The organism is Pluralibacter sp., from assembly GCF_019237635.1.
Lineage (GTDB): Bacteria > Pseudomonadota > Gammaproteobacteria > Enterobacterales > Enterobacteriaceae > Enterobacter_B.
Map to the genome: position 1 here is coordinate 1 of NZ_JAFAGS010000013.1, position 19466 is coordinate 19466.

Genomic DNA, 19466 nt, shown 5'->3' on the forward strand with positions numbered 1-19466 from the left:
CCGCCGAGCAGCAGTTCAGCAACCACTTCCAGACGCCGGTTATCCAGCATTGCCATATGGAGGGGGTGACCTGCTTTGCGTGGATGGAAGAGGACAAGCGCATCACCATTGTCTCCAGCACGCAAATTCCGCATATCGTGCGCCGCATCGTCGGCCAGGCGCTGGGGATCTCCTGGTCCTCCATCCGGGTGATCAAACCTTACGTCGGCGGCGGTTTCGGCAACAAGCAGGACGTACTGGAAGAGCCGATGGCGGCTTTTCTCACCACAAAACTCGGCGGGATCCCGGTCAAGGTGGCGTTGAGCCGCGAAGAGTGCTTCCTCGCCAGCCGCACCCGCCACGCCTTCACCATCGACGCCAGACTCGGCATTAATCGCGACGGCACGCTGAAGGGCTACTGCCTTGACGTGTTGTCGAACACCGGCGCTTACGCCTCGCACGGCCACTCGATAGCCTCCGCCGGGGGCAACAAGATTGCCTACCTTTACCCACGCAGCGCGTTCGGCTATCGCGCCACTACCTGCTATACCAACCTGCCCTCCGCAGGCGCCATGCGCGGCTACGGCGCGCCGCAGGTGGTGTTCGCGCTTGAGTCGCTACTCGACGACGCCGCCGCCGCGCTGGATATCGATCCGGTCGATATCCGCCTGCGCAACGTTGCCCGGGAAGGCGATAAAAACCCGGTTAACCGCAAAACCATCTTCAGCGCCGGTTTGCCGGAGTGCCTGCGCAAAGGCCGCGAACTGTTCGACTGGGATAAACGCCGCGCCGAATACCGCGAACAGCGAGGCAACCTGCGCCACGGCGTCGGCGTCGCCTGCTTTAGCTACAGCTCAAACACCTGGCCGGTTGGGGTGGAAATTGCCGGCGCTCGCCTGCTGCTCAACCAGGATGGTTGCATTCACGTACAGAGCGGCGCGACCGAAATCGGTCAGGGCGCCGATACGGTCTTTACGCAGATGGTTGCTGAAACCGTCGGCATGCCGGTCGGTATGGTGCACGTTATCTCCACTCAGGATACCGACATCACACCGTTTGACCCAGGCGCATTCGCCTCCCGCCAGAGCTATGTCGCGGCCCCTGCCCTGCGTGAAGCGGCCCGCCAACTGCGTGACAAGATAATCCAGCATGCCGCTGAGATGCTGCACCAGTCGTCGCTGAACCTGACGATCCGCCACGGCATGATTGAGATGACCGATCGCCCGGGGATAACGCTGGCGTCGGTTGCCGACGTGGCGATGGACGCATTTTATCACCCTGAGCGCGGCGGTCAGCTTTCGGCGGAAGCGTCGGTGAAAACCACCACCAACCCACCCGCCTTCGGCTGCACGTTTGTTGACCTCACTGTCGACGTGGCGCTGTGCAAAATTACCATCAACCGCATTCTGAACGTCCATGATTCCGGGCGGATCCTCAACCCGCTGCTGGCGGAGGGCCAGGTTCAGGGCGGAATGGGTATGGGGATCGGCTGGTCGATTTTCGAGGAGATGATCATCGACGAGACCTCGGGCCTGGTGCGTAACCCCAACCTGCTGGACTACAAGATGCCGACCATGATGGACCTGCCGCCGCTGGAAAGCGCCTTTGTCGACAGCTGCGAACCGCAATCCGCCTATGGCCATAAATCGCTCGGCGAACCGCCAATTATTCCGGTGGCGGCGGCTATCCGCAATGCGGTCCGCATGGCGACCGGTGTTGGCATCAACACCCTGCCGCTGACGCCGAAACGCCTGTTTATCGAGTTCCGCCAGGCGGGATTGATTTAAGGATAACGCTATGTTTGATATTGAAACGTATCATCGCGCCGCCAGCCTGCAGCAGGCGGTAACGCTTGCGGCCAATCACCCGCAGGCGCGGTTGATTGCGGGCGGCACCGACGTGCTGATCCAGCTTCACCATCTGAACGACAAATACCGCCACGTGGTGGATATTCACGGCCTCGCCGAGCTACGCGGCATCACCCAGACCCCCGAAGGGGCCATTCGTATCGGCTCGGGCACCACCTTTACGGAGTTGATTGAAAGCCCGATAGTCCAGCGCCATCTGCCCGCCCTCGCGGCAGCGGCGGCCTCAATAGCGGGACCGCAGATCCGCAATGTCGCGACCTACGGCGGTAATATCTGCAACGGCGCGACCAGCGCCGACTCCGCCACGCCGTCGCTGGTGTATGACGCCATGCTGGAAATCATTTCACCGCAGGGCACCCGTTTTACCCCGGTGCTCGGCTTTCATACCGGCCCGGGTAAGGTCGCGCTGGAGCCTGGCGATATCGCCGTCGCGTTCCATTTCCCGGTGCAGTCGCAAACCGGCACGGGCAGCGCCCACTTTAAGTACGCCATGCGTGACGCCATGGATATCGCCACCATCGGCTGCGCTGCCTGGTGCCATGTGGAGAACGGCGCTTTTCGCGAACTGCGGCTGGCGTTCGGCGTCGCCGCGCCGACACCGGTGCGCTGCCCGCACGCCGAGCAGACGGCGCTGGGCGCCCCCATCAGCGAACAGACGCTAAGCGCGGTAAGCGAAGCGCTGCTGGCCGACGTTTCCCCCCGCTCCTCATGGCGCGCGGCGAAAGACTTCCGTTTACATCTCATCCAGACCATGGCTCAGCGCGTTATCCGTAGCGCCGTGGCCCATGCAGGAGGCTCCTTATGAACCACGCATCCTGGATTTCCGTGACCTGTACCATCAACGGCGCACCTTACGATTTTACGCTTTCGCCGGCGACGCCCCTTTCCGACCTGTTGCGCGCACAGGGCCTGCTCAGCGTGAAACAGGGCTGCTGCGTCGGCGAATGCGGCGCCTGTACGGTGCTTATCGACGGCACGGCCATCGACAGCTGTCTCTATCTTGCGGCCTGGATTGACGGTAAGGAGATTCGCACCCTGGAAGGCGAGTCGGTGGGCGGCGAGCTGTCAGTCGTGCAGGCGGCCTATGCGAAATCCGGCGCGGTGCAATGTGGTTTCTGCACGCCGGGACTGGTGATGGCAACAAAGGCTCTGCTGGCGAAACCGCACGTGAAGCCGTTTACGGTACAGGAGATCCGGCGCGGGTTGGCGGGAAATTTATGCCGCTGCACCGGTTATCAGATGGTTGTCGACACGGTTCTCGGTCTGGAACAGGAGCAAGAACGCAACGACTGAGCCCCCTGGCGCCGAATGTCCTCTCCCCTCAACGGGGAGAGGACGTCGCATCAGGCGCTGAGCAATTCGTACTTCTTTATCTTGCGATACAGCGTGGCGATACCGATACCGAGTTCATCCGCCGCCTGCTTCTTGTTGCTGTAGCGCGACAACGCTTCACGAATCATCTGCTTTTCCATCTCCTCAAGCGCCGTGACGCCATCGTCGTCGCGCTGCGCGCTCAGGACGGTGACGCTTGCCATATCGCGCTCCGGCAGTTTACCGCTGCTGATAAGGTTTGGCGGCAACAAAGAGACGTCAATCACTTCGCCGGACGGCACCACGTTAATCAGGTACTCGATAAGGTTGCTGAGCTCACGCAGGTTGCCAGGCCAGCGGTAGCGCTTGAGCAGCGCGATCACCTCCGGCGCGACGCCGGGATAGACCAGGTCCAGCCGCCGGGTATGCAGATGCAGGAAGTAGTGGATCAACAGTTCAATATCATCCTGGCGCTCCCGCAGCGGCGGTAGCCGTAGCGGAATGACGTTCAGCCGGTAGTAGAGATCCTCGCGGAATTTGCCGTCGACGATGAACTGGTCGAGATTCTGGTTCGTCGCGGAAATAATACGAATATCCACCGGCACCGGATGGCTGGCGCCAACGGGCTGGATCTCGCGGGACTCAATCGCCCGCAGCAGCTTCGCCTGTAGCGTCAGCGGCATATCGCCAATCTCATCAAGAAACAGCGTGCCGTGGTTGGCGGCCTGAATCAGCCCGGTTTTCCCGTTGGCCGATGCGCCAGTGAAAGCGCCTTTAACGTAGCCGAACAGCTCGCTTTCCAGCAGTTGTTCCGGGATCGCGGCACAGTTAATGGCGATAAACGGCTTCGATTTTCGATCGCTCAGTTTGTGTATCGCCCGGGCAACCACCTCTTTACCGGTTCCGCTCTCCCCGACGATCAGCACGCTGGACGGGCTGGGCGCGATACGGCTAATCAATTTTTTGAGCTGGCGCATCGGGCGGCATTCGCCGACCAGGTGTTCTATCTGCGGCTCATCCTGCGCTGGCGTCACGGTCGATGAGGAGTGTGACTGGTGAAACGCCATCAAGAACAACTGCTGATCCTGGATAGTATGCAACTGGCCGATTATCAGCTCGCTTTTATCATCGAAAGAGACCACATGCTGCATATGGCCGTGGGTAAAGTTACGTTCGAAGGTTAATGGGCGAAAATGAATGGTTTTGCCAATCATATTTCCCTGCATGGCGCCTAGTACTTTTAACGCTGTCTGGTTGGCGAACTTCACCTGATTATCCTCACCGACCACCAGCACGCCCTGGTCCATATTCTCAATCATTGTCGAGAATATTTTACGAATATTATCATTCCCGGTTTGGTCATCGAGTAATTTAGAAACAAAGATAGATGATACATGGCGAACATAATCAGAAAACGCATGAAGATTATCATTGATGTGCTCCTGCTGCTCGTGCGTGACGGCAATCAGGCTGATAACCCCGACACACTGATCCTGATAAATGACCGGTGTGCCCAGAAAGGCTTTCTCTTTGCAATTATCTTTACTGGTACACCCCTCGCACAGCGGGTCGAAACGGGAGTGGGTAACGACTTTTTCCTGCTTTGTTTCAAGTACGTAGCGAAGAAGACGCGAGTCCGCGTTCAGCTTGCGCCCCAGTGATTTTCCATACGCCCCTGTCCCGGCCACGCGGCAGAGCGCATCGTCGACTATCTCAACCTCAAGCTGGAGGACGCTTGAGAGCATTCTGGCAAAACGCTGGATGGTGGGCTGTATCTGCATCAAAACGGATAACGTGTTTGCGGGTATCATAAGGTAACCTTTGAATATCACTAACTGACTGATATCTATAGAGGTGTGACATTTCTTATTTTCCTGTCGCTATGATACTAACTTAGCGCCATCCGATATTGATAAAGATGCTCTTTCTTTATCATTTATTGGCGAAAATATGGAAGAAATGTCACACTTTTATATCAATATGAGAATTGCCCCACTGTTTTTATCAATTTGGCGGCTTTTACAAACCTTCCCCCCTTTATTTATATCGTCCGACATAACGTGTTCAATTTAACATTTCGAGCCAATCGTTTTCCTTTTTTTATTTATGCCGCCAGCACGGCTATTTTTGTGACAAACCTCTCACAATTATTGCCATTTTCACCTCAAAACCGCCGTTGACTCGTAACTGGCACACTTATTGTTAAGACCTGTATATCGCTGTCAGTCGCTATTCAGGTTCCGCCGTTCTCCCGACCGTACAGCCACATTGCCAACAAGCCAGTCATTTACTATCAGGACCTTAAAATGAAAACTGTTAACGAGCTGATCAAGGATATCAATACGCTAACTTCCCACCTGCATGAAAAAGACTTTCTGCTGACGTGGGAGCAAACGCCGGAAGAGCTGAAGCAGGTACTGGACATCGCGGCGGCGTTGAAAACGCTGCGGGCGGAAAACATTGCCACCAAAGTCTTCAACAGCGGTCTGGGGATCTCCGTATTCCGCGATAACTCCACCCGCACCCGCTTCTCCTATGCTTCCGCGCTGAACCTGCTGGGTCTGGCGCAGCAAGACCTGGACGAAGGAAAATCGCAAATCGCCCACGGGGAAACCGTGCGTGAAACCGCCAACATGATCTCCTTCTGCGCTGACGCCATCGGTATTCGCGACGATATGTACCTCGGCGCGGGCAACGCCTATATGCGCGAAGTCGGCGAAGCGCTGGACGACGGTCATAAGCAAGGCGTTCTGCCGCAACGCCCGGCGCTGATCAACCTGCAGTGCGATATAGACCACCCTACCCAGTCGATGGCCGACCTTGCCTGGCTGCGTGAGCACTTCGGCTCTCTGGAAAACCTCAAGGGCAAGAAGATAGCCATGACCTGGGCCTACTCCCCAAGCTACGGCAAACCACTTTCCGTACCGCAGGGCATTATCGGCCTGATGACGCGCTTTGGAATGGACGTCACGCTGGCGCATCCGGAAGGTTACGACCTGATCCCGGACGTTATCGAAGTCGCGAAGAACAACGCCAAAGCCTCCGGCGGCAGCTTCCGTCAGGTCACCGATATGGCGGAAGCCTTTAAAGATGCGGATATCGTCTATCCGAAGTCCTGGGCGCCATACAAGGTGATGGAGCAGCGTACCGAACTGCTGCGCGCGAATGACCACGACGGGCTGAAAACGCTGGAAAAAGCCTGCCTGGCGCAGAACGCCAACCACAAAGACTGGCACTGCACCGAAGAGATGATGAAACTGACCCGCGACGGCAATGCGCTTTACATGCACTGCCTGCCTGCCGATATCACCGGTGTTTCCTGCGCTGAAGGTGAAGTCACCGAAGGCGTCTTCGAGAAATACCGCATCGAAACCTACAAAGAGGCGAGCTGGAAGCCGTACATCATCGCCGCGATGATTCTTGCCCGCAAATACGCCAAACCGGGTGTGGTACTGGAGCAACTGCTCAGGGAAGCGCAAAAGCGCATCAAATAACCTCAGGGCCGGCCTGCTGGCCGGCTTCACCCCCTCAGTTATGAAGGATAAGGACAGAATATGTCTGCTTTCTCATTGAAAATGGATATTGCCGATAACCGATTCTTTACGGGCGAAACGTCACCGCTGTTTTCTCGCCAGCAGGCGCAACAGGCACGTCATTTTCACCAAAAAATCGCCGGGTATCAGCCGACGCCGCTGCACGCGTTAAACGATCTGGCCAGATTGTTCGGCGTAAGCAAAATCCTCGTCAAAGATGAGTCGCAACGCTTCGGTCTCAATGCATTCAAAATGCTGGGCGGCGCCTTCGCTATCGCGCAGCTGCTTTGCGAAAAATACCATTTAGATATCAATACGTTCTCTTTTGATACGATCAAAACCACCATCAAAGAAAAGATGACGTTCGCCACCACCACCGACGGCAACCACGGCCGTGGCGTAGCGTGGGCCGCACAGCAGCTCGGCCAGAATGCGGTAGTGTATATGCCAAAAGGCTCTGCGCAGGAGCGCGTCGACGCCATTCTTAAGCTTGGCGCAGAGTGCATCGTCACCGATATGAACTATGACGATACCGTGCGCTTTACCATGAAAACCGCCCAGCAAAACGGCTGGGAAGTGGTGCAGGACACCGCCTGGGAAGGGTACACCAAAATCCCGACCTGGATTATGCAGGGCTACGCCACCCTCGCCGACGAAGCCGTCGAGCAAATGGCCAGCATGGGTATTGCCCGCCCGACGCACGTATTCCTGCAGGCGGGCGTCGGCGCAATGGCTGGCGGCGTGCTGGGTTATCTGGTCGATGTCTACGGCGCACGCAACCTCCACTCGGTCATCGTCGAACCGGAGCTGGCGGACTGCGTCTACCGCTCTGGCGTTAAGGGCCAGATTGTCAACGTGGGCGGCGATATGGCCACCATTATGGCGGGTCTTGCCTGCGGCGAGCCGAACCCGCTCGGCTGGGAGGTGTTACGCAACTGCGCCACCCAGTTCATCTCCTGCCAGGACGCCGTCGCCGCGCTCGGCATGCGCGTTCTGGGGAACCCAACAGGCAAAGATCCGCGCGTCATTTCCGGCGAATCCGGCGCCGTTGGTCTTGGCATTCTTGCCGCCGTCCACTTCCACCCGCAGCGCGACGCGCTGATGCATAAGCTCGGTCTGGATAAAGACGCCGTCGTGCTGGTGATCAGCACCGAAGGCGACACCGATGTTAAGCATTACCGGGAAGTGGTCTGGGAAGGCAAACATCCGGCTGCGCGTTAATCACTTTTTCATGGAGACAAACACTCATGGCTAAACATATTCCGTTCAAACTTATTCTCGAAAAAGCACAGCACTATCAGGACGACATGACCCGTTTCCTGCGCGATATGATCGCCATTCCCAGCGAAAGCTGCGATGAGAAGCGCGTGATCCATCGCATCAAAGAAGAGATGGAAAAAGTCGGTTTCGACAAAGTGGTTATCGACCCTATGGGCAACGTCCTGGGCTACGTAGGCCACGGCCCGCGTCTGGTCGCCATGGATGCGCACATCGATACCGTCGGTATTGGCAACATTAAGAACTGGACGTTCGACCCTTATCAGGGAATGGAAGACGATGAAGTCATCGGCGGGCGCGGCGCGTCTGACCAGGAAGGCGGTATGGCGTCCATGGTCTACGCCGGGAAAATCATCAAGGACCTGGGCCTTGAAGATGAATATACCCTGCTGGTCACCGGCACCGTGCAGGAAGAAGACTGCGACGGCCTGTGCTGGCAGTACATTATCGAGCAGTCCGGCATTCGCCCGGAATTTGTCGTCAGCACCGAACCGACCGACTGCCAAATCTACCGCGGCCAGCGTGGACGCATGGAGATTCGCATCGATGTCCAGGGCGTAAGCTGCCACGGCTCCGCACCGGAACGCGGCGATAACGCCATCTTCAAAATGGGGCCGATTCTCAACGATCTTCAGGGATTGTCCCAGCGCCTGGGCTACGATGAGTTCCTCGGCAAAGGCACCCTGACCGTGTCTGAAATCTTCTTCACCTCGCCAAGCCGCTGCGCGGTCGCCGACAGTTGCGCCGTTTCCATCGACCGCCGTCTGACCTGGGGTGAAACCTGGGAAGGCGCGCTGGACGAAATCCGCGCCCTGCCAGCCGTGCAAAAAGCCAATGCCGTGGTCTCCATGTACAACTATGACCGCCCGTCATGGACCGGCCTCGTCTATCCGACCGAGTGCTACTTCCCGACCTGGAAAGTGGAAGAAAACCATTTCACCGTGCAGGCGCTCAGCAATGCCTATGAAGGGCTGTTTGGCAAAGCGCCGGTGGTCGACAAGTGGACTTTCTCCACGAACGGCGTGTCCATCATGGGCCGCCATGGCATTCCGGTGATTGGTTTTGGCCCGGGTAAAGAGCCGGAAGCCCACGCGCCGAACGAGAAAACCTGGAAGTCGCATCTGGTGACCTGCGCCGCTATGTATGCCGCTATCCCGCTAAGCTGGCTGGCTTGCGAAAAATAATCCCCGCTCATCCCTCCCGCCGGGTTCTCCGGCGGGAATCTGGAGTGTTTTATGCGCGTACTGATTAAAAACGGCATTGTGGTTAGCGCCGACCGTAAAGCGAAACAGGATTTACTTATCGAAAACGGCATCGTGCGTGAGCTGGCCGATACCATTACCCCGGAACTCCCGTGCGAAATCATCGATGCGGAAGGCTGCTACGTCATGCCCGGCGGTGTCGATGTACACACCCATTTTAATATCGACACCGGTCTTGCCCGCAGCTGTGATGATTTTTTTACCGGTACCCGCGCCGCCGCGTGTGGCGGTACAACAACCATTATCGACCATATGGGCTTTGGCCCCGCCGGATGCAGGCTGCATCACCAACTGGAGGTGTACCACGGTTATGCCGCGCATAAAGCGGTGATCGACTACAGCTTCCATGGCGTCATTCAGCATATTAACCACGCCATTCTCGATGAAATCCCGATGATGGTTGATGCGGGTATCAGCAGCTTTAAGCTTTATCTGACCTACCAGTACAAGCTCAGTGATGACGAAGTGCTACAGGCATTGCGCCACCTGCACAAAGCAGGCGCGCTGACCACCGTTCATCCGGAAAACGATGCCGTCATCGCCAGAAAACGCGTGGAGTTTCTGGCGGCAGGGAAAACCGCGCCGCGCTACCACGCGCTGAGCCGCCCTGCCGAGTGCGAGGCCGAGGCTATCGCCCGGATGATTAACCTGGCCTGGCTTTCGGACAATGCGCCGCTGTATATCGTCCATTTATCCAATGCGCTGGGTCTCGACTATCTGCGCCTGGCCAAGGCGCGCAACCAGCCGGTGTGGATTGAAACCTGCCCGCAGTATCTGCTGCTGGACGAACGCTGCTATGAGCGTGAGGACGCGCTGAAATTTATCCTCAGCCCGCCGCTGCGTAACGCGCGCAATAACGACGCGCTGTGGGGCGGAATCAGCGACGGCGCCATTGACGTGGTGGCGACCGACCACTGCACCTTTTCGATGGCCCAGCGCCAGCAGATCTCCGGCGGCAGCTTCAATCGCTGTCCGAATGGTCTGCCTGGGGTAGAAAACCGCCTGCTGCTGCTGTTCTCCCATGGCGTGATGAGCGGACGGATTACGCCAGAACGCTTTGTCGCATTGACCAGCGCAACGCCCGCGAAGCTCTTCGGCGTGTGGCCGCAGAAAGGACAGCTTGCCCCCGGCGCCGACGGTGACGTGGTCATCATCGACCCGCGTAAAACCACCACAATTCGCCACGAGGAATTACACGACAACGCCGACTACTCCCCCTGGGAGGGCTTCCAGTGCCAGGGCGCTATCCGACAGACCCTGTCCCACGGCAGAGTCATTTTTAACGATGGCCAGTTTACCGGTACGGCGGGTCAGGGCCACTTCCTGCGCCGCAAACCCTTTTCCCCCTTTAACGGGAAGTGACAATACAGTGAGGATTAAATGAGTAAGAAAATTGTTCTCGCCCTGGGCGGGAATGCTTTAGGCGACGATCTCGCCGGGCAAATGAAAGCCGTGAAGCAAACCGCGCAGGCGATTGTCGATCTCATTGCCCAGGGACACCAGGTCGTGGTCACCCACGGCAACGGCCCGCAGGTCGGCATGATTAACCTCGCTTTTGAGGCCGCAGCAAAAACCGAAGCCCATACCCCGATGCTGCCGATGTCGGTCTGCGTGGCGCTGAGCCAGGGCTATATTGGCTACGACCTGCAAAATGCCCTGCGCGAAGAACTGCTCTCCCGCGACATGCACATTCCTGTGGCGACGTTGATTACCCAGGTGGAAGTCGACGCCCACGACCCGGCGTTCAGCAACCCGACGAAACCTATCGGCTCGTTTTTCAGTAAGGAAGAAGCCGAGCACCTGAGCCGCCAGGGCTACACCATGAAAGAGGACGCCGGGCGCGGTTACCGCCGCGTCGTGGCCTCGCCGAAACCGGTGGATATCATCGAAAAAGAGACGGTAAAAGCGATGATGGAAGCGGGCCACGTGGTGATTACCGTGGGCGGCGGCGGTATTCCGGTCACCCGCGAGGGGAACCACCTGCGCGGCGCCAGCGCGGTGATTGATAAAGACTGGGCCAGCGCGAAGCTTGCCGCCATGATTGACGCCGACATGCTGATCATCCTCACCGCCGTGGAGAAGGTCGCCATTAACTTCGGTAAACCGAACGAACAGTGGCTGGACACGCTGTCGCTGAGCGACGCCGATCGCTTTATCGCCGAAGGCCATTTCGCCAAAGGCTCCATGCTGCCGAAAGTAGAAGCCGCAGCCTCCTTTGCCCGTTCACGTCCGGGGCGCCAGGCGCTGATTACGGTGCTGGATAAAGCCAAAGAAGGGATCGAAGGGAAAACCGGTACGGTGATTAGCGGCTGACGCAACCAACGTTGCATACACAAAAAACCCTCTCCGTTGCTGGAGAGGGTTGAACACTGAAAGAAAACCTTACGCGACCGTCAACACTTCTTCCTTTGCCTTGCCCCCCTGATGCATCAGCGTCATCAGCGCTTCCAGCACCCCGCCGCCGATGGCTCTGGCCTTATCGGATACGCTGGTAAAATCCGCCGACGCGCCGCGCGGATCGATATCGCCAATTTTAAAGCCGCTGTCCACCGCCAGACCATCGTTCAGCAATCCGCGGACCATACCGGCCAGCGGCGCCAGAATCGCCGTCTCGCCAATCGTCGCTATCACATCGCCTTCACTGACAATATCGCCGAGCTGAACGCGACCATTCATTACGCCCGCGACCGGCGCGCGGATCACCCTGCGCGAGGTATGCCCCAGAATGTTGCCGGGGACCCCGGTGTTCTCCTGCGCGCAGCCCTGATAAATAACCTGCCCCAGCCAGTGGCCGCGGTTGGTTTCAATCACCGCATGGCAGTCCTGCCCGGCACAGAAGCCGGGGCCGAGCGCGATAACCACCGGCGCCAGATCGCGGCGAGCGCCGAGGTTTTCTTTGGCGAGGATGGCATCCACCACACAGCCAGGTTTAAGCCCGGGCAGCGATTCGCAAAGCGGATCGACAAGAATGGGGATTACGCCGTTTTCCGCCATACTGATAGCGTCTTGCGCAGACCTGGCCCGTTTTGCGACAACCCCCTCAACCTGCATTTCATCCTGGAACAGCGCTTGGGCGAAAGCGACGCTGCGGCGGATCACGGTCGGTTTTTCCACCTCCAGCATCATCACCTTGAACCCGGCGTGATAAAGACGCAGCGCTACGCCGGTGGCGATATCCCCTGCGCCGCGGATAACCACCCGCAGATGCTGAGACGGATGGGCCGCCGCCATCATCAGCCCGCCCGGCGCCTTATTTTTCACCTGCAGGATCTCCGCCAGAACGCTGACGGCAATCTCGTTTGGCGTTTCGGCGCCAATGTTAAAACCCACAGGCGCATGCAGACGGGCGATATGCTCCTCCGCGACGCCGTTCTCGCGCAGCTGGCGCAAAAATACCTGCACCTTGCGGCGGCTGGCCAACAGCCCAAGCCAGGCGATGGGCTGCTCAATCAGCGTGTCCAGGGCCTCACGGTCTTTGTTGTTGGTGGCGATAAGCACGAAGTTATCGGGGCGAATCTCCAGTTTGTCGATAGCGGCAGAAAAGGCGTCGGCATAGAACAGTTGCGTTAAGGGCGGAAAAAGACTGGGGTTGAGGCTCTCCTGGTAAATATCCGCAACAGCGATTTCGAACCCCAGCAGCGCGGCGCCCTGGGCAATCGCCCGGTTAACATGTCCACCGCCGATCAGCACCAGCCGCGGGCGCAGGCCATGCACGCTGATATAAACCGACATTGCGCCGCCGCAGTCGGAGCCTACCGCATCCGAACCGTTACGCGCCATCCGGCCATGAAACAGCCTCGGCGTCTTCTCTTTCAGCGCCTCCAGCGCCTCGTCAATCACCTTACGCTCGACCATGCCGCCGCCTATCGTTCCCATTATCGTACCGTCGTCGCGGATAAGCATTTGGGCGGAATGTCGGGGCGTAGAGCCCCGGCTGTCGACGATTTGCGCCAGCGCAAACGGACGATTCTGCTCTTCGAGTTTTGCCGCTTCTGAGAAAATATTCATAAGAACCTCAATGGATATCCCTTCGACTGCCCCAACACCCGTCGTCTTTCAGGCGGCGTCTTCGTTGAGGCGCTATCTCACCACTCTGCGCGTAATTGCCGGATTTTCCTGTACGGCGCCCATCCAGACGGCATCCACATCGCCCTGCGCCAGCAGCGGTCGAAACGCGCTGTCAGGCAGATTCTCATTTTGAGAAATCTGGTTGAGCAGCCAGACACGGCGTCCACCCGCCGGGGCGTTTTTGAACGCGCCCTGTGGGTGCTGTATCAGGCGGCGCAGCATCGTCAGATCCAGCACAACGCCTGGCGTTGCGCCGGTAATGCGGGAAAAAAGGGGCCAACGATGAACATTCTCCGGCCCTACTTTCTGCCCGAGCATTTGCCCGCCTGTTACGGCAATCACGCAGCTACTGCGGTAAGGGATGCAAGGTTCATGCTCATTTGGCGCCTTGAGTGCAAAACCGTGAGCCCCATCAGCTTCTACCAGCATCACGTCGATATCCGCCTCCAGCAACAGCGCATCCAGCAACAGCGCATCCAGCATCGCGGGAGCAAACCCTCGCACTTTGCCGACATCCGCCAGCCAGGCGGAAAAACAGGCCTGCAGCGGCATCTTCCATACTGCGGCGGGAAGCTGCCTTAGGTCGCGGCACAGCAGCGTCGGGCAGCGTTCGGGCAAAAACATATGGGTGGTCGTCGTCAGCAGCACGCGTCTTCCGGCCTGCTGAAATTGTTGCGCCAGCCAGAATAACGTACTGGTTTTCCCCCCGGCGCCGACAACCGAGATAATCAGCGGGCCGGCAAACACGCCTAAATCACAAAACAGTGTGTCAGCTTGCGGTATATTTTCCATTCCTCATACATTCTTCGGTTATATAGAGAAGTTTATGACGCAGGTTGATTGTATTATTACCGCCGCGGGTCTTTCCTCCCGCATGGGGCAATGGAAAATGATGTTACCCTGGCGCGATGGAACAATACTTGATGCAAGTATTAAAAATGCGCTGCAATATTGCTCGCGTATTATTCTGGTCACCGGTTTTCGTGCCGATGAACTCCATGCCCGTTATCGCCACACGCCAGCGATCACCCTGGTGCACAACCCGGATTTTCAGCAGGGATTGCTCACTTCCGTCCTGGCGGGCGCCAGCGCGGTAGAGAGCGACTATTGCTTCATCACCCACGGCGACCTCCCCTGCCTGATGCCAGAAATATTCAGTGAAATCTGGTCATTGCGCGAAGATGGCGCCATTCTCCCCCACTACCGCGGCACGCCGGGACACCCGATTTTAATCGATAGCGCCAGCCTGCGGCACGCGGCCTCACACGGGCCGATGACCTCTATGCGTAATATATTACGTCACGGAAAACACCGCTGCGTGGAAATGAAATACCCACAAATTATTTTTGATATCGACACCCCAGATGATTTTATCAGGCTGCAGGCGACGCGATAATTTTAATTTGCACAGCTAAACGTTTGCGCACCAGAAAATAAACACTTCGTGGTAAAATTTATCATTATGATAGGTAAAAAATGATTTTGAGAAATAACCCTGAAGCACCGGACAAAGTGATTTTAATTCTCATTTGCCGCACGTGAGATAATTCACAAACTGCTGTCAACTTTCGAAGCACTTCACAATTTTATCCTGTTAATGCGTCTTTTATGAATAACTGGTGCGAATGTTGCTCTTTATAACCCAATCCGCCGGGGTTACCACAATACCGGCTACGTTGATTTCACATGTCAGGCTAAGGAGAGGGTTATGGGGGATATCATGCGTCCCATCCCGTTTGAGGAACTTTTGACGCGCATTTTTGATGAGTACCAGAGCCAGCGTTCCATCTTTGGTATTCCTGAGCAGCAATTCTATTCACCCGCCAGGCAGCGCCAGGTGACGGTTTTTGGTGAAAACTGCGCCACCCCCGTCGGCCCAGCCGCCGGGCCGCATACCCAGCTTGCCCAGAACATCATTACGTCCTGGCTCACCGGCGGGCGGTTTATCGAGCTGAAGACCGTTCAAATTCTTGACCGTCTGGAGCTGGAAAAACCCTGTATCGATGCCGAGGATGAATGCTTTAATACCGAGTGGTCCACCGAGTTCACGCTGCTGAAAGCCTGGGACGAATACCTGAAGGCCTGGTTTATTCTGCACCTGCTGGAGGAAGTCTTCCCGCTCACGCCGTCAGCTTCGGGCAAATCGTTTATTTTCAATATGAGCGTCGGCTACAACCTTGACGGTATCCGCCAGCCGCCGATGCAGCAGTTTATCGATAACATGATGAACGCGGCGGACCATCCTAAGTTTGCCCAGTACCGCGAAACACTGCAGCGCTGGCTGCACGATGAGGCCTTTATCACCCGCCACCAGCTTGAGGATATTCGTTCGCAGCTGAATCAACTGCCGCAGCGCATTCCCGCCACGCTGGTGGAGGGCGTGACCCTTTCCACCATGCACGGCTGCCCGCCGGATGAAATTGAAGCGATCTGCCGCTATATGCTGGAAGAGAAAGGCCTCAATACTTTTGTGAAGCTCAACCCAACGCTGCTCGGCTACCCGCGGGTTCGGGAAATTCTTGATACCTGCGGTTTTGGCTACATCGGTCTGAAAGAAGAATCCTTCGACCACGACCTGAAGATAGGCCAGGCGCTGGAAATGCTGCAACGCCTGATGGCGCTTGCCAAAGAGAAAGGTCTTGGTTTCGGCGTGAAGCTCACCAACACCCTTGGTACCGTCAACAATAAAGGCGCGCTGCCTGGCGACGAAATGTACATGTCCGGCCGCGCGCTGTTCCCGCTGTCGATCAACGTCGCCGCCATGCTGTCCCGCGCGTTCGATGGCAAGCTGCCTATCTCTTACTCCGGCGGCGCCAGCCAGCTCACTATCCGCGACATTTTCGAGACCGGCATTCGGCCCATCACCATGGCGACCGACCTGCTGAAACCGGGCGGCTACCTGCGCCTGAGCGAATGCATGCGTGAGCTGGAGCAGGCCGACGGCTGGGAGATGCCGCACGTCGACGTCGCACGCCTGAACGCGCTGGCGGAAAAAGCCGTCAGCATGGAGTACACCCAGAAACACTGGAAACCGGAAGAACGCATCGACGTCGGCGAAAAACTGCCGATGACCGACTGCTACGTCGCCCCCTGCGTGACCGCCTGCGCCATCAAGCAGGATATCCCGGAATATATCCGCCTGCTGGGCGAACACCGCTATGCCGACGCCCTGGAGCTGATTTACCAGCGTAACGCGCTGCCTGCGATTACCGGCCACATCTGCGATCACCAGTGCCAGTACAACTGTACCCGTCTGGATTACGACAGCGCACTTAACATCCGCGAGCTGAAGAAAGTCGCGCTGGAAAAAGGCTGGGAAGAGTACCAGCGCCGCTGGCATAAGCCCGCAGGCTCAGGCTCGATGAACCCGGTGGCCGTTATTGGCGCAGGCCCGGCGGGCCTGGCGGCAGGTTACTTCCTCGCCCGCGCCGGACACCCTGTCACCCTGTTTGAACGCGAAGAGAACGCAGGCGGCGTAGTGCGTAATATCATTCCGCACTTCCGTATTCCGGGCGAACTTATCGAGCATGATATCGACTTTGTGGTCAATCATGGCGTTAACATCGTCTACGGCTGCGATCCGCAACTGAGCGTGGAGAAACTGCAGCAGGACGGCTTCCAGTACATTCTGGTGGGCACGGGTACGGACAAAAACAGCGGCGTGCGGCTACGCGGCACTAACCCCAACGTCCACAAATCGCTGCAGTTCCTGCGCGAGTTTAACCGGGGCGACAACCTGCAACTCGGCAAACACGTGGTGGTGGTCGGCGCAGGTAACACCGCGATGGACTGCGCGCGTACGGCGCTGCGCGTGCCTGGCGTTGAAAAAGCGACCGTTGTCTACCGTCGTTCATTGCAGGAAATGCCCGCCTGGCGCGAAGAGTATGAAGAGGCCGTTCACGATGGCGTGGAGTTCATGTTCCTCAGCAATCCGGAACAGTTCGACGCTGACGGCACGCTGACCATTCGGGTCATGACGCTGGGCGATGCCGATGAGAAAGGTCGCCGCCGTCCGGTGGAAACCAACGAAACCCTCACGTTGCAGGTCGATACGCTGATTACCGCTATCGGCGAACAGCAGGATAGCGACGCGCTGCAGGCGATGGGCATCCCGCTGGACGACCACGGCTGGCCGGAAGTTAACGCCGACGGCGAAACCCGCAAACCGGGCGTGTTCCTGATTGGCGACGTCCAGCGCGGTCCGTCCTCCATCGTCTCGGCTATCGGCAACGCCCGTCGCGCGACGGACACCATTCTGGCTCGTGAAAACATCCGCAGCCACCACGCTGATAAGCGCTGGAACAACGTTGACCCGGCGGAAATCTATCGCCGCAAAGGGGGCATCGCCATTACCCAGGTGGATAAGGACGATCGCGACGCTTTTGTCGCCCAGGAAGCCTCCCGCTGCCTCGAGTGCAACTACATCTGCAGCAAGTGCGTGGATGTCTGTCCAAACCGCGCCAACGTCTCGATAGCCGTTCCGGGCTTCCAGAACCGTTTCCAGACGCTGCACCTTGACGCTTACTGCAACGAATGCGGCAACTGTGCGCAGTTCTGTCCGTGGCAGGGTAAACCGTACAAAGACAAAGTCACCGTCTTCAGCCTGCCGCAGGATTTCGCCAACAGCACGAACCCGGGCTTCCTGGTGGAGAATGACCGTGTTCACGTACGTCAGGATAACCAGACCTGGGTGCTGAGCATTGACGACCGCGGCGAGTTTGAGCACGTCCCGGCGCCGCTCAATGATATCTGCCGCATCATCAGCCATGTCCATCAGCACCACCACTATCTGCTGGGAGGGGTCGAGGTATGAGTATGCTAATCCTGAAAAACGTCACCGCCGTACAGCTCTACCCGGCAAGCGTGGCGGAAAACGTCGATATCGCCATTGAGGGCGATGAAATTCGCGACGTCGGCCCGGCGTTAAGCCAGCGCTACCCGCAGGCCAGGGTGAAAGAGATGCATGGTCGGCTGGTGATGCCGGGCATCGTCTGCTCGCATAACCATTTTTATTCCGGCCTGTCGCGGGGGATTCAGGCCAATATCGCCCCCTGCCCGGACTTCATCTCCACGTTGAAAAACCTGTGGTGGCGCCTCGACCGGGCGCTGGATGAAGAGTCGCTTTACTACAGCGGCCTTATCTGCGCAATGGACGCAATCCGCAGCGGCTGCACCGCGGTTATCGACCATCACGCCTCGCCGAACTATATCGCCGGGTCGCTGAGCCAGCTGCGCAATGCGTTCCTGAAGGTGGGTCTGCGCGGTATGACCTGCTTTGAGACCACCGATCGCAACGGTGGCCTGAAGGAGTTGCAGGCAGGCGTTGAGGAGAATATCCGCTTCGCGCAGGAAATTGATGCGGCGCGGGAAAAGGGCCACGAACCGTGGCTGGTCGATGCGCATATTGGCGCGCATGCGCCGTTTACCGTGTCGGATGACGGGCTGGCGATGCTGCGCGAAGCGCTGAAAGCCACCGACCGCGGTCTGCACATACACGCGGCGGAAGACCGCTACGACGTGTCGCACAGTCACCACCACTACGGCAAAGACCTGCTGGCGCGGCTGGCGGAGTTTGACCTTATCGACAGTAAAACGCTGGTCGCGCACGGCCTGTATCTCTCCGACGACGATATTCGCCTGCTCAACGAACGCGACGGCTTCCTGGTGCATAACGCCCGCTCCAACATGAACAATCATGTGGGCTATAACCACCGCCTGCCGGAGATACGCAACCTGGCGCTGGGTACCGACGGCATTGGCTCCGACATGTTCGAAGAGATGAAGTTTGCCTTCTTCAAACACCGTGACGCTGGCGGGCCGCTCTGGCCGGATAGCTTTGCGCGCGCATTAAGCAACGGCAACGGTCTGCTGAGCCGCAACTTCCACGCGAAGTTCGGCCGCCTTGAGCCTGGCTATAAGGCAGACCTGACGATTTGCGATTACGCCGCGCCAACGCCGCTTATCGCCAACAACGTCGCCGGGCATATCGCCTTCAGCATGGGCGCAAGCAGCGTACACAGCGTAATGGTCAACGGCGTGATGGTCTACGAAGACCGCCAGTTCTCCTTTGATTGCGAACCCGTCTATGCCGAAGCCAAAAAGGTCGCCGCCCGACTATGGCAACGCATGGATGCGCTGAACTAAACCCGCTTTCTCCCCCAGCAGGG

General features: G+C 57.9%; 14 protein-coding genes. 11 read left to right on the forward strand and 3 right to left on the reverse strand.

All coding sequences use genetic code 11. The features are described 5' to 3' along the window. The 3 genes from xdhA to xdhC all read left to right on the forward strand — a co-directional run. Positions 1-1766, forward strand: a 1766-nt coding sequence (xdhA, locus tag JO226_RS01465) for a xanthine dehydrogenase molybdenum-binding subunit XdhA (protein WP_293481758.1), incomplete at its 5' end; no start/stop codon positions are given. Positions 1767-1776: 10 nt separating this feature from the next. Further along, positions 1777-2652, forward strand: coding sequence for a xanthine dehydrogenase FAD-binding subunit XdhB (gene xdhB, locus JO226_RS01470; protein WP_293481760.1), 876 nt, complete (start codon positions 1777-1779; stop codon positions 2650-2652). Then, positions 2649-3140: a xanthine dehydrogenase iron sulfur-binding subunit XdhC gene (gene xdhC, locus JO226_RS01475; protein WP_293481762.1), complete on the forward strand. Its 492-nt coding sequence runs from the start codon at positions 2649-2651 to the stop codon at positions 3138-3140. The genes xdhB and xdhC overlap by 4 nt, the downstream gene beginning before the upstream one ends. Positions 3141-3190: 50 nt before the next feature. Here the strand turns inward: xdhC and JO226_RS01480 are convergent, their stop codons facing one another. Further along, positions 3191-4969 (reverse strand): sigma-54-dependent Fis family transcriptional regulator, encoded by a 1779-nt coding sequence (locus JO226_RS01480; protein ID WP_293481764.1) that lies wholly within the window; start codon positions 4967-4969, stop codon positions 3191-3193. Between the two features lie 495 nt (positions 4970-5464). On the opposite strand from JO226_RS01480, the gene ygeW reads away from it, so the two are divergent. The 5 genes from ygeW to arcC are packed head-to-tail and all read left to right on the forward strand — an operon-like array spanning position 5465 to position 11544. Then, a complete protein-coding gene (gene ygeW / locus JO226_RS01485) occupies positions 5465-6652 on the forward strand; it encodes a knotted carbamoyltransferase YgeW (RefSeq protein WP_293481766.1) in 1188 nt (395 codons plus the stop codon). Positions 6653-6712: 60 nt separating this feature from the next. Then, positions 6713-7912, forward strand: coding sequence for a diaminopropionate ammonia-lyase (gene dpaL / locus JO226_RS01490; RefSeq protein WP_293481768.1), 1200 nt, complete (start codon positions 6713-6715; stop codon positions 7910-7912). Positions 7913-7938: 26 nt separating this feature from the next. Beyond that, complete coding sequence (locus JO226_RS01495) at positions 7939-9153, forward strand: YgeY family selenium metabolism-linked hydrolase (protein WP_293481770.1); 1215 nt, start codon at positions 7939-7941, stop codon at positions 9151-9153. Positions 9154-9204: 51 nt separating this feature from the next. Next, complete coding sequence (hydA, locus tag JO226_RS01500) at positions 9205-10593, forward strand: dihydropyrimidinase (protein WP_293481772.1); 1389 nt, start codon at positions 9205-9207, stop codon at positions 10591-10593. A gap of 18 nt (positions 10594-10611) precedes the next feature. Then, positions 10612-11544: a carbamate kinase gene (gene arcC, locus JO226_RS01505; RefSeq protein WP_293481774.1), complete on the forward strand. Its 933-nt coding sequence runs from the start codon at positions 10612-10614 to the stop codon at positions 11542-11544. Positions 11545-11613: 69 nt separating this feature from the next. On the opposite strand, the gene yqeB is transcribed toward arcC, so the two are convergent. Both yqeB and yqeC read right to left on the reverse strand, forming a co-directional pair. Continuing rightward, positions 11614-13239, reverse strand: a complete 1626-nt coding sequence (gene yqeB, locus JO226_RS01510; RefSeq protein ID WP_293481776.1) for a selenium-dependent molybdenum cofactor biosynthesis protein YqeB — start codon at positions 13237-13239, stop codon at positions 11614-11616. A 72-nt stretch (positions 13240-13311) separates the two neighbouring features. Next, positions 13312-14091, reverse strand: a complete 780-nt coding sequence (yqeC, locus tag JO226_RS01515; protein ID WP_293481778.1) for a selenium cofactor biosynthesis protein YqeC — start codon at positions 14089-14091, stop codon at positions 13312-13314. A 34-nt stretch (positions 14092-14125) separates the two neighbouring features. Here yqeC and JO226_RS01520 point away from each other — a divergent pair, with 34 nt between their 5' ends. The 3 genes from JO226_RS01520 (at position 14126) to ssnA (ending at position 19443) form a co-directional block, all read left to right on the forward strand. Beyond that, a complete protein-coding gene (locus JO226_RS01520) occupies positions 14126-14695 on the forward strand; it encodes an NTP transferase domain-containing protein (protein ID WP_293481780.1) in 570 nt (189 codons plus the stop codon). A gap of 312 nt (positions 14696-15007) precedes the next feature. After that, positions 15008-18112 carry a putative selenate reductase subunit YgfK gene (gene ygfK / locus JO226_RS01525; protein WP_293481782.1) on the forward strand — a complete coding sequence of 1035 codons (3105 nt, stop codon included), beginning with the start codon at positions 15008-15010 and terminating at the stop codon, positions 18110-18112. Further along, positions 18109-19443, forward strand: coding sequence for a putative aminohydrolase SsnA (ssnA, locus tag JO226_RS01530; protein WP_293481784.1), 1335 nt, complete (start codon positions 18109-18111; stop codon positions 19441-19443). The genes ygfK and ssnA overlap by 4 nt, the downstream gene beginning before the upstream one ends. Positions 19444-19466 lie beyond the last annotated feature (23 nt).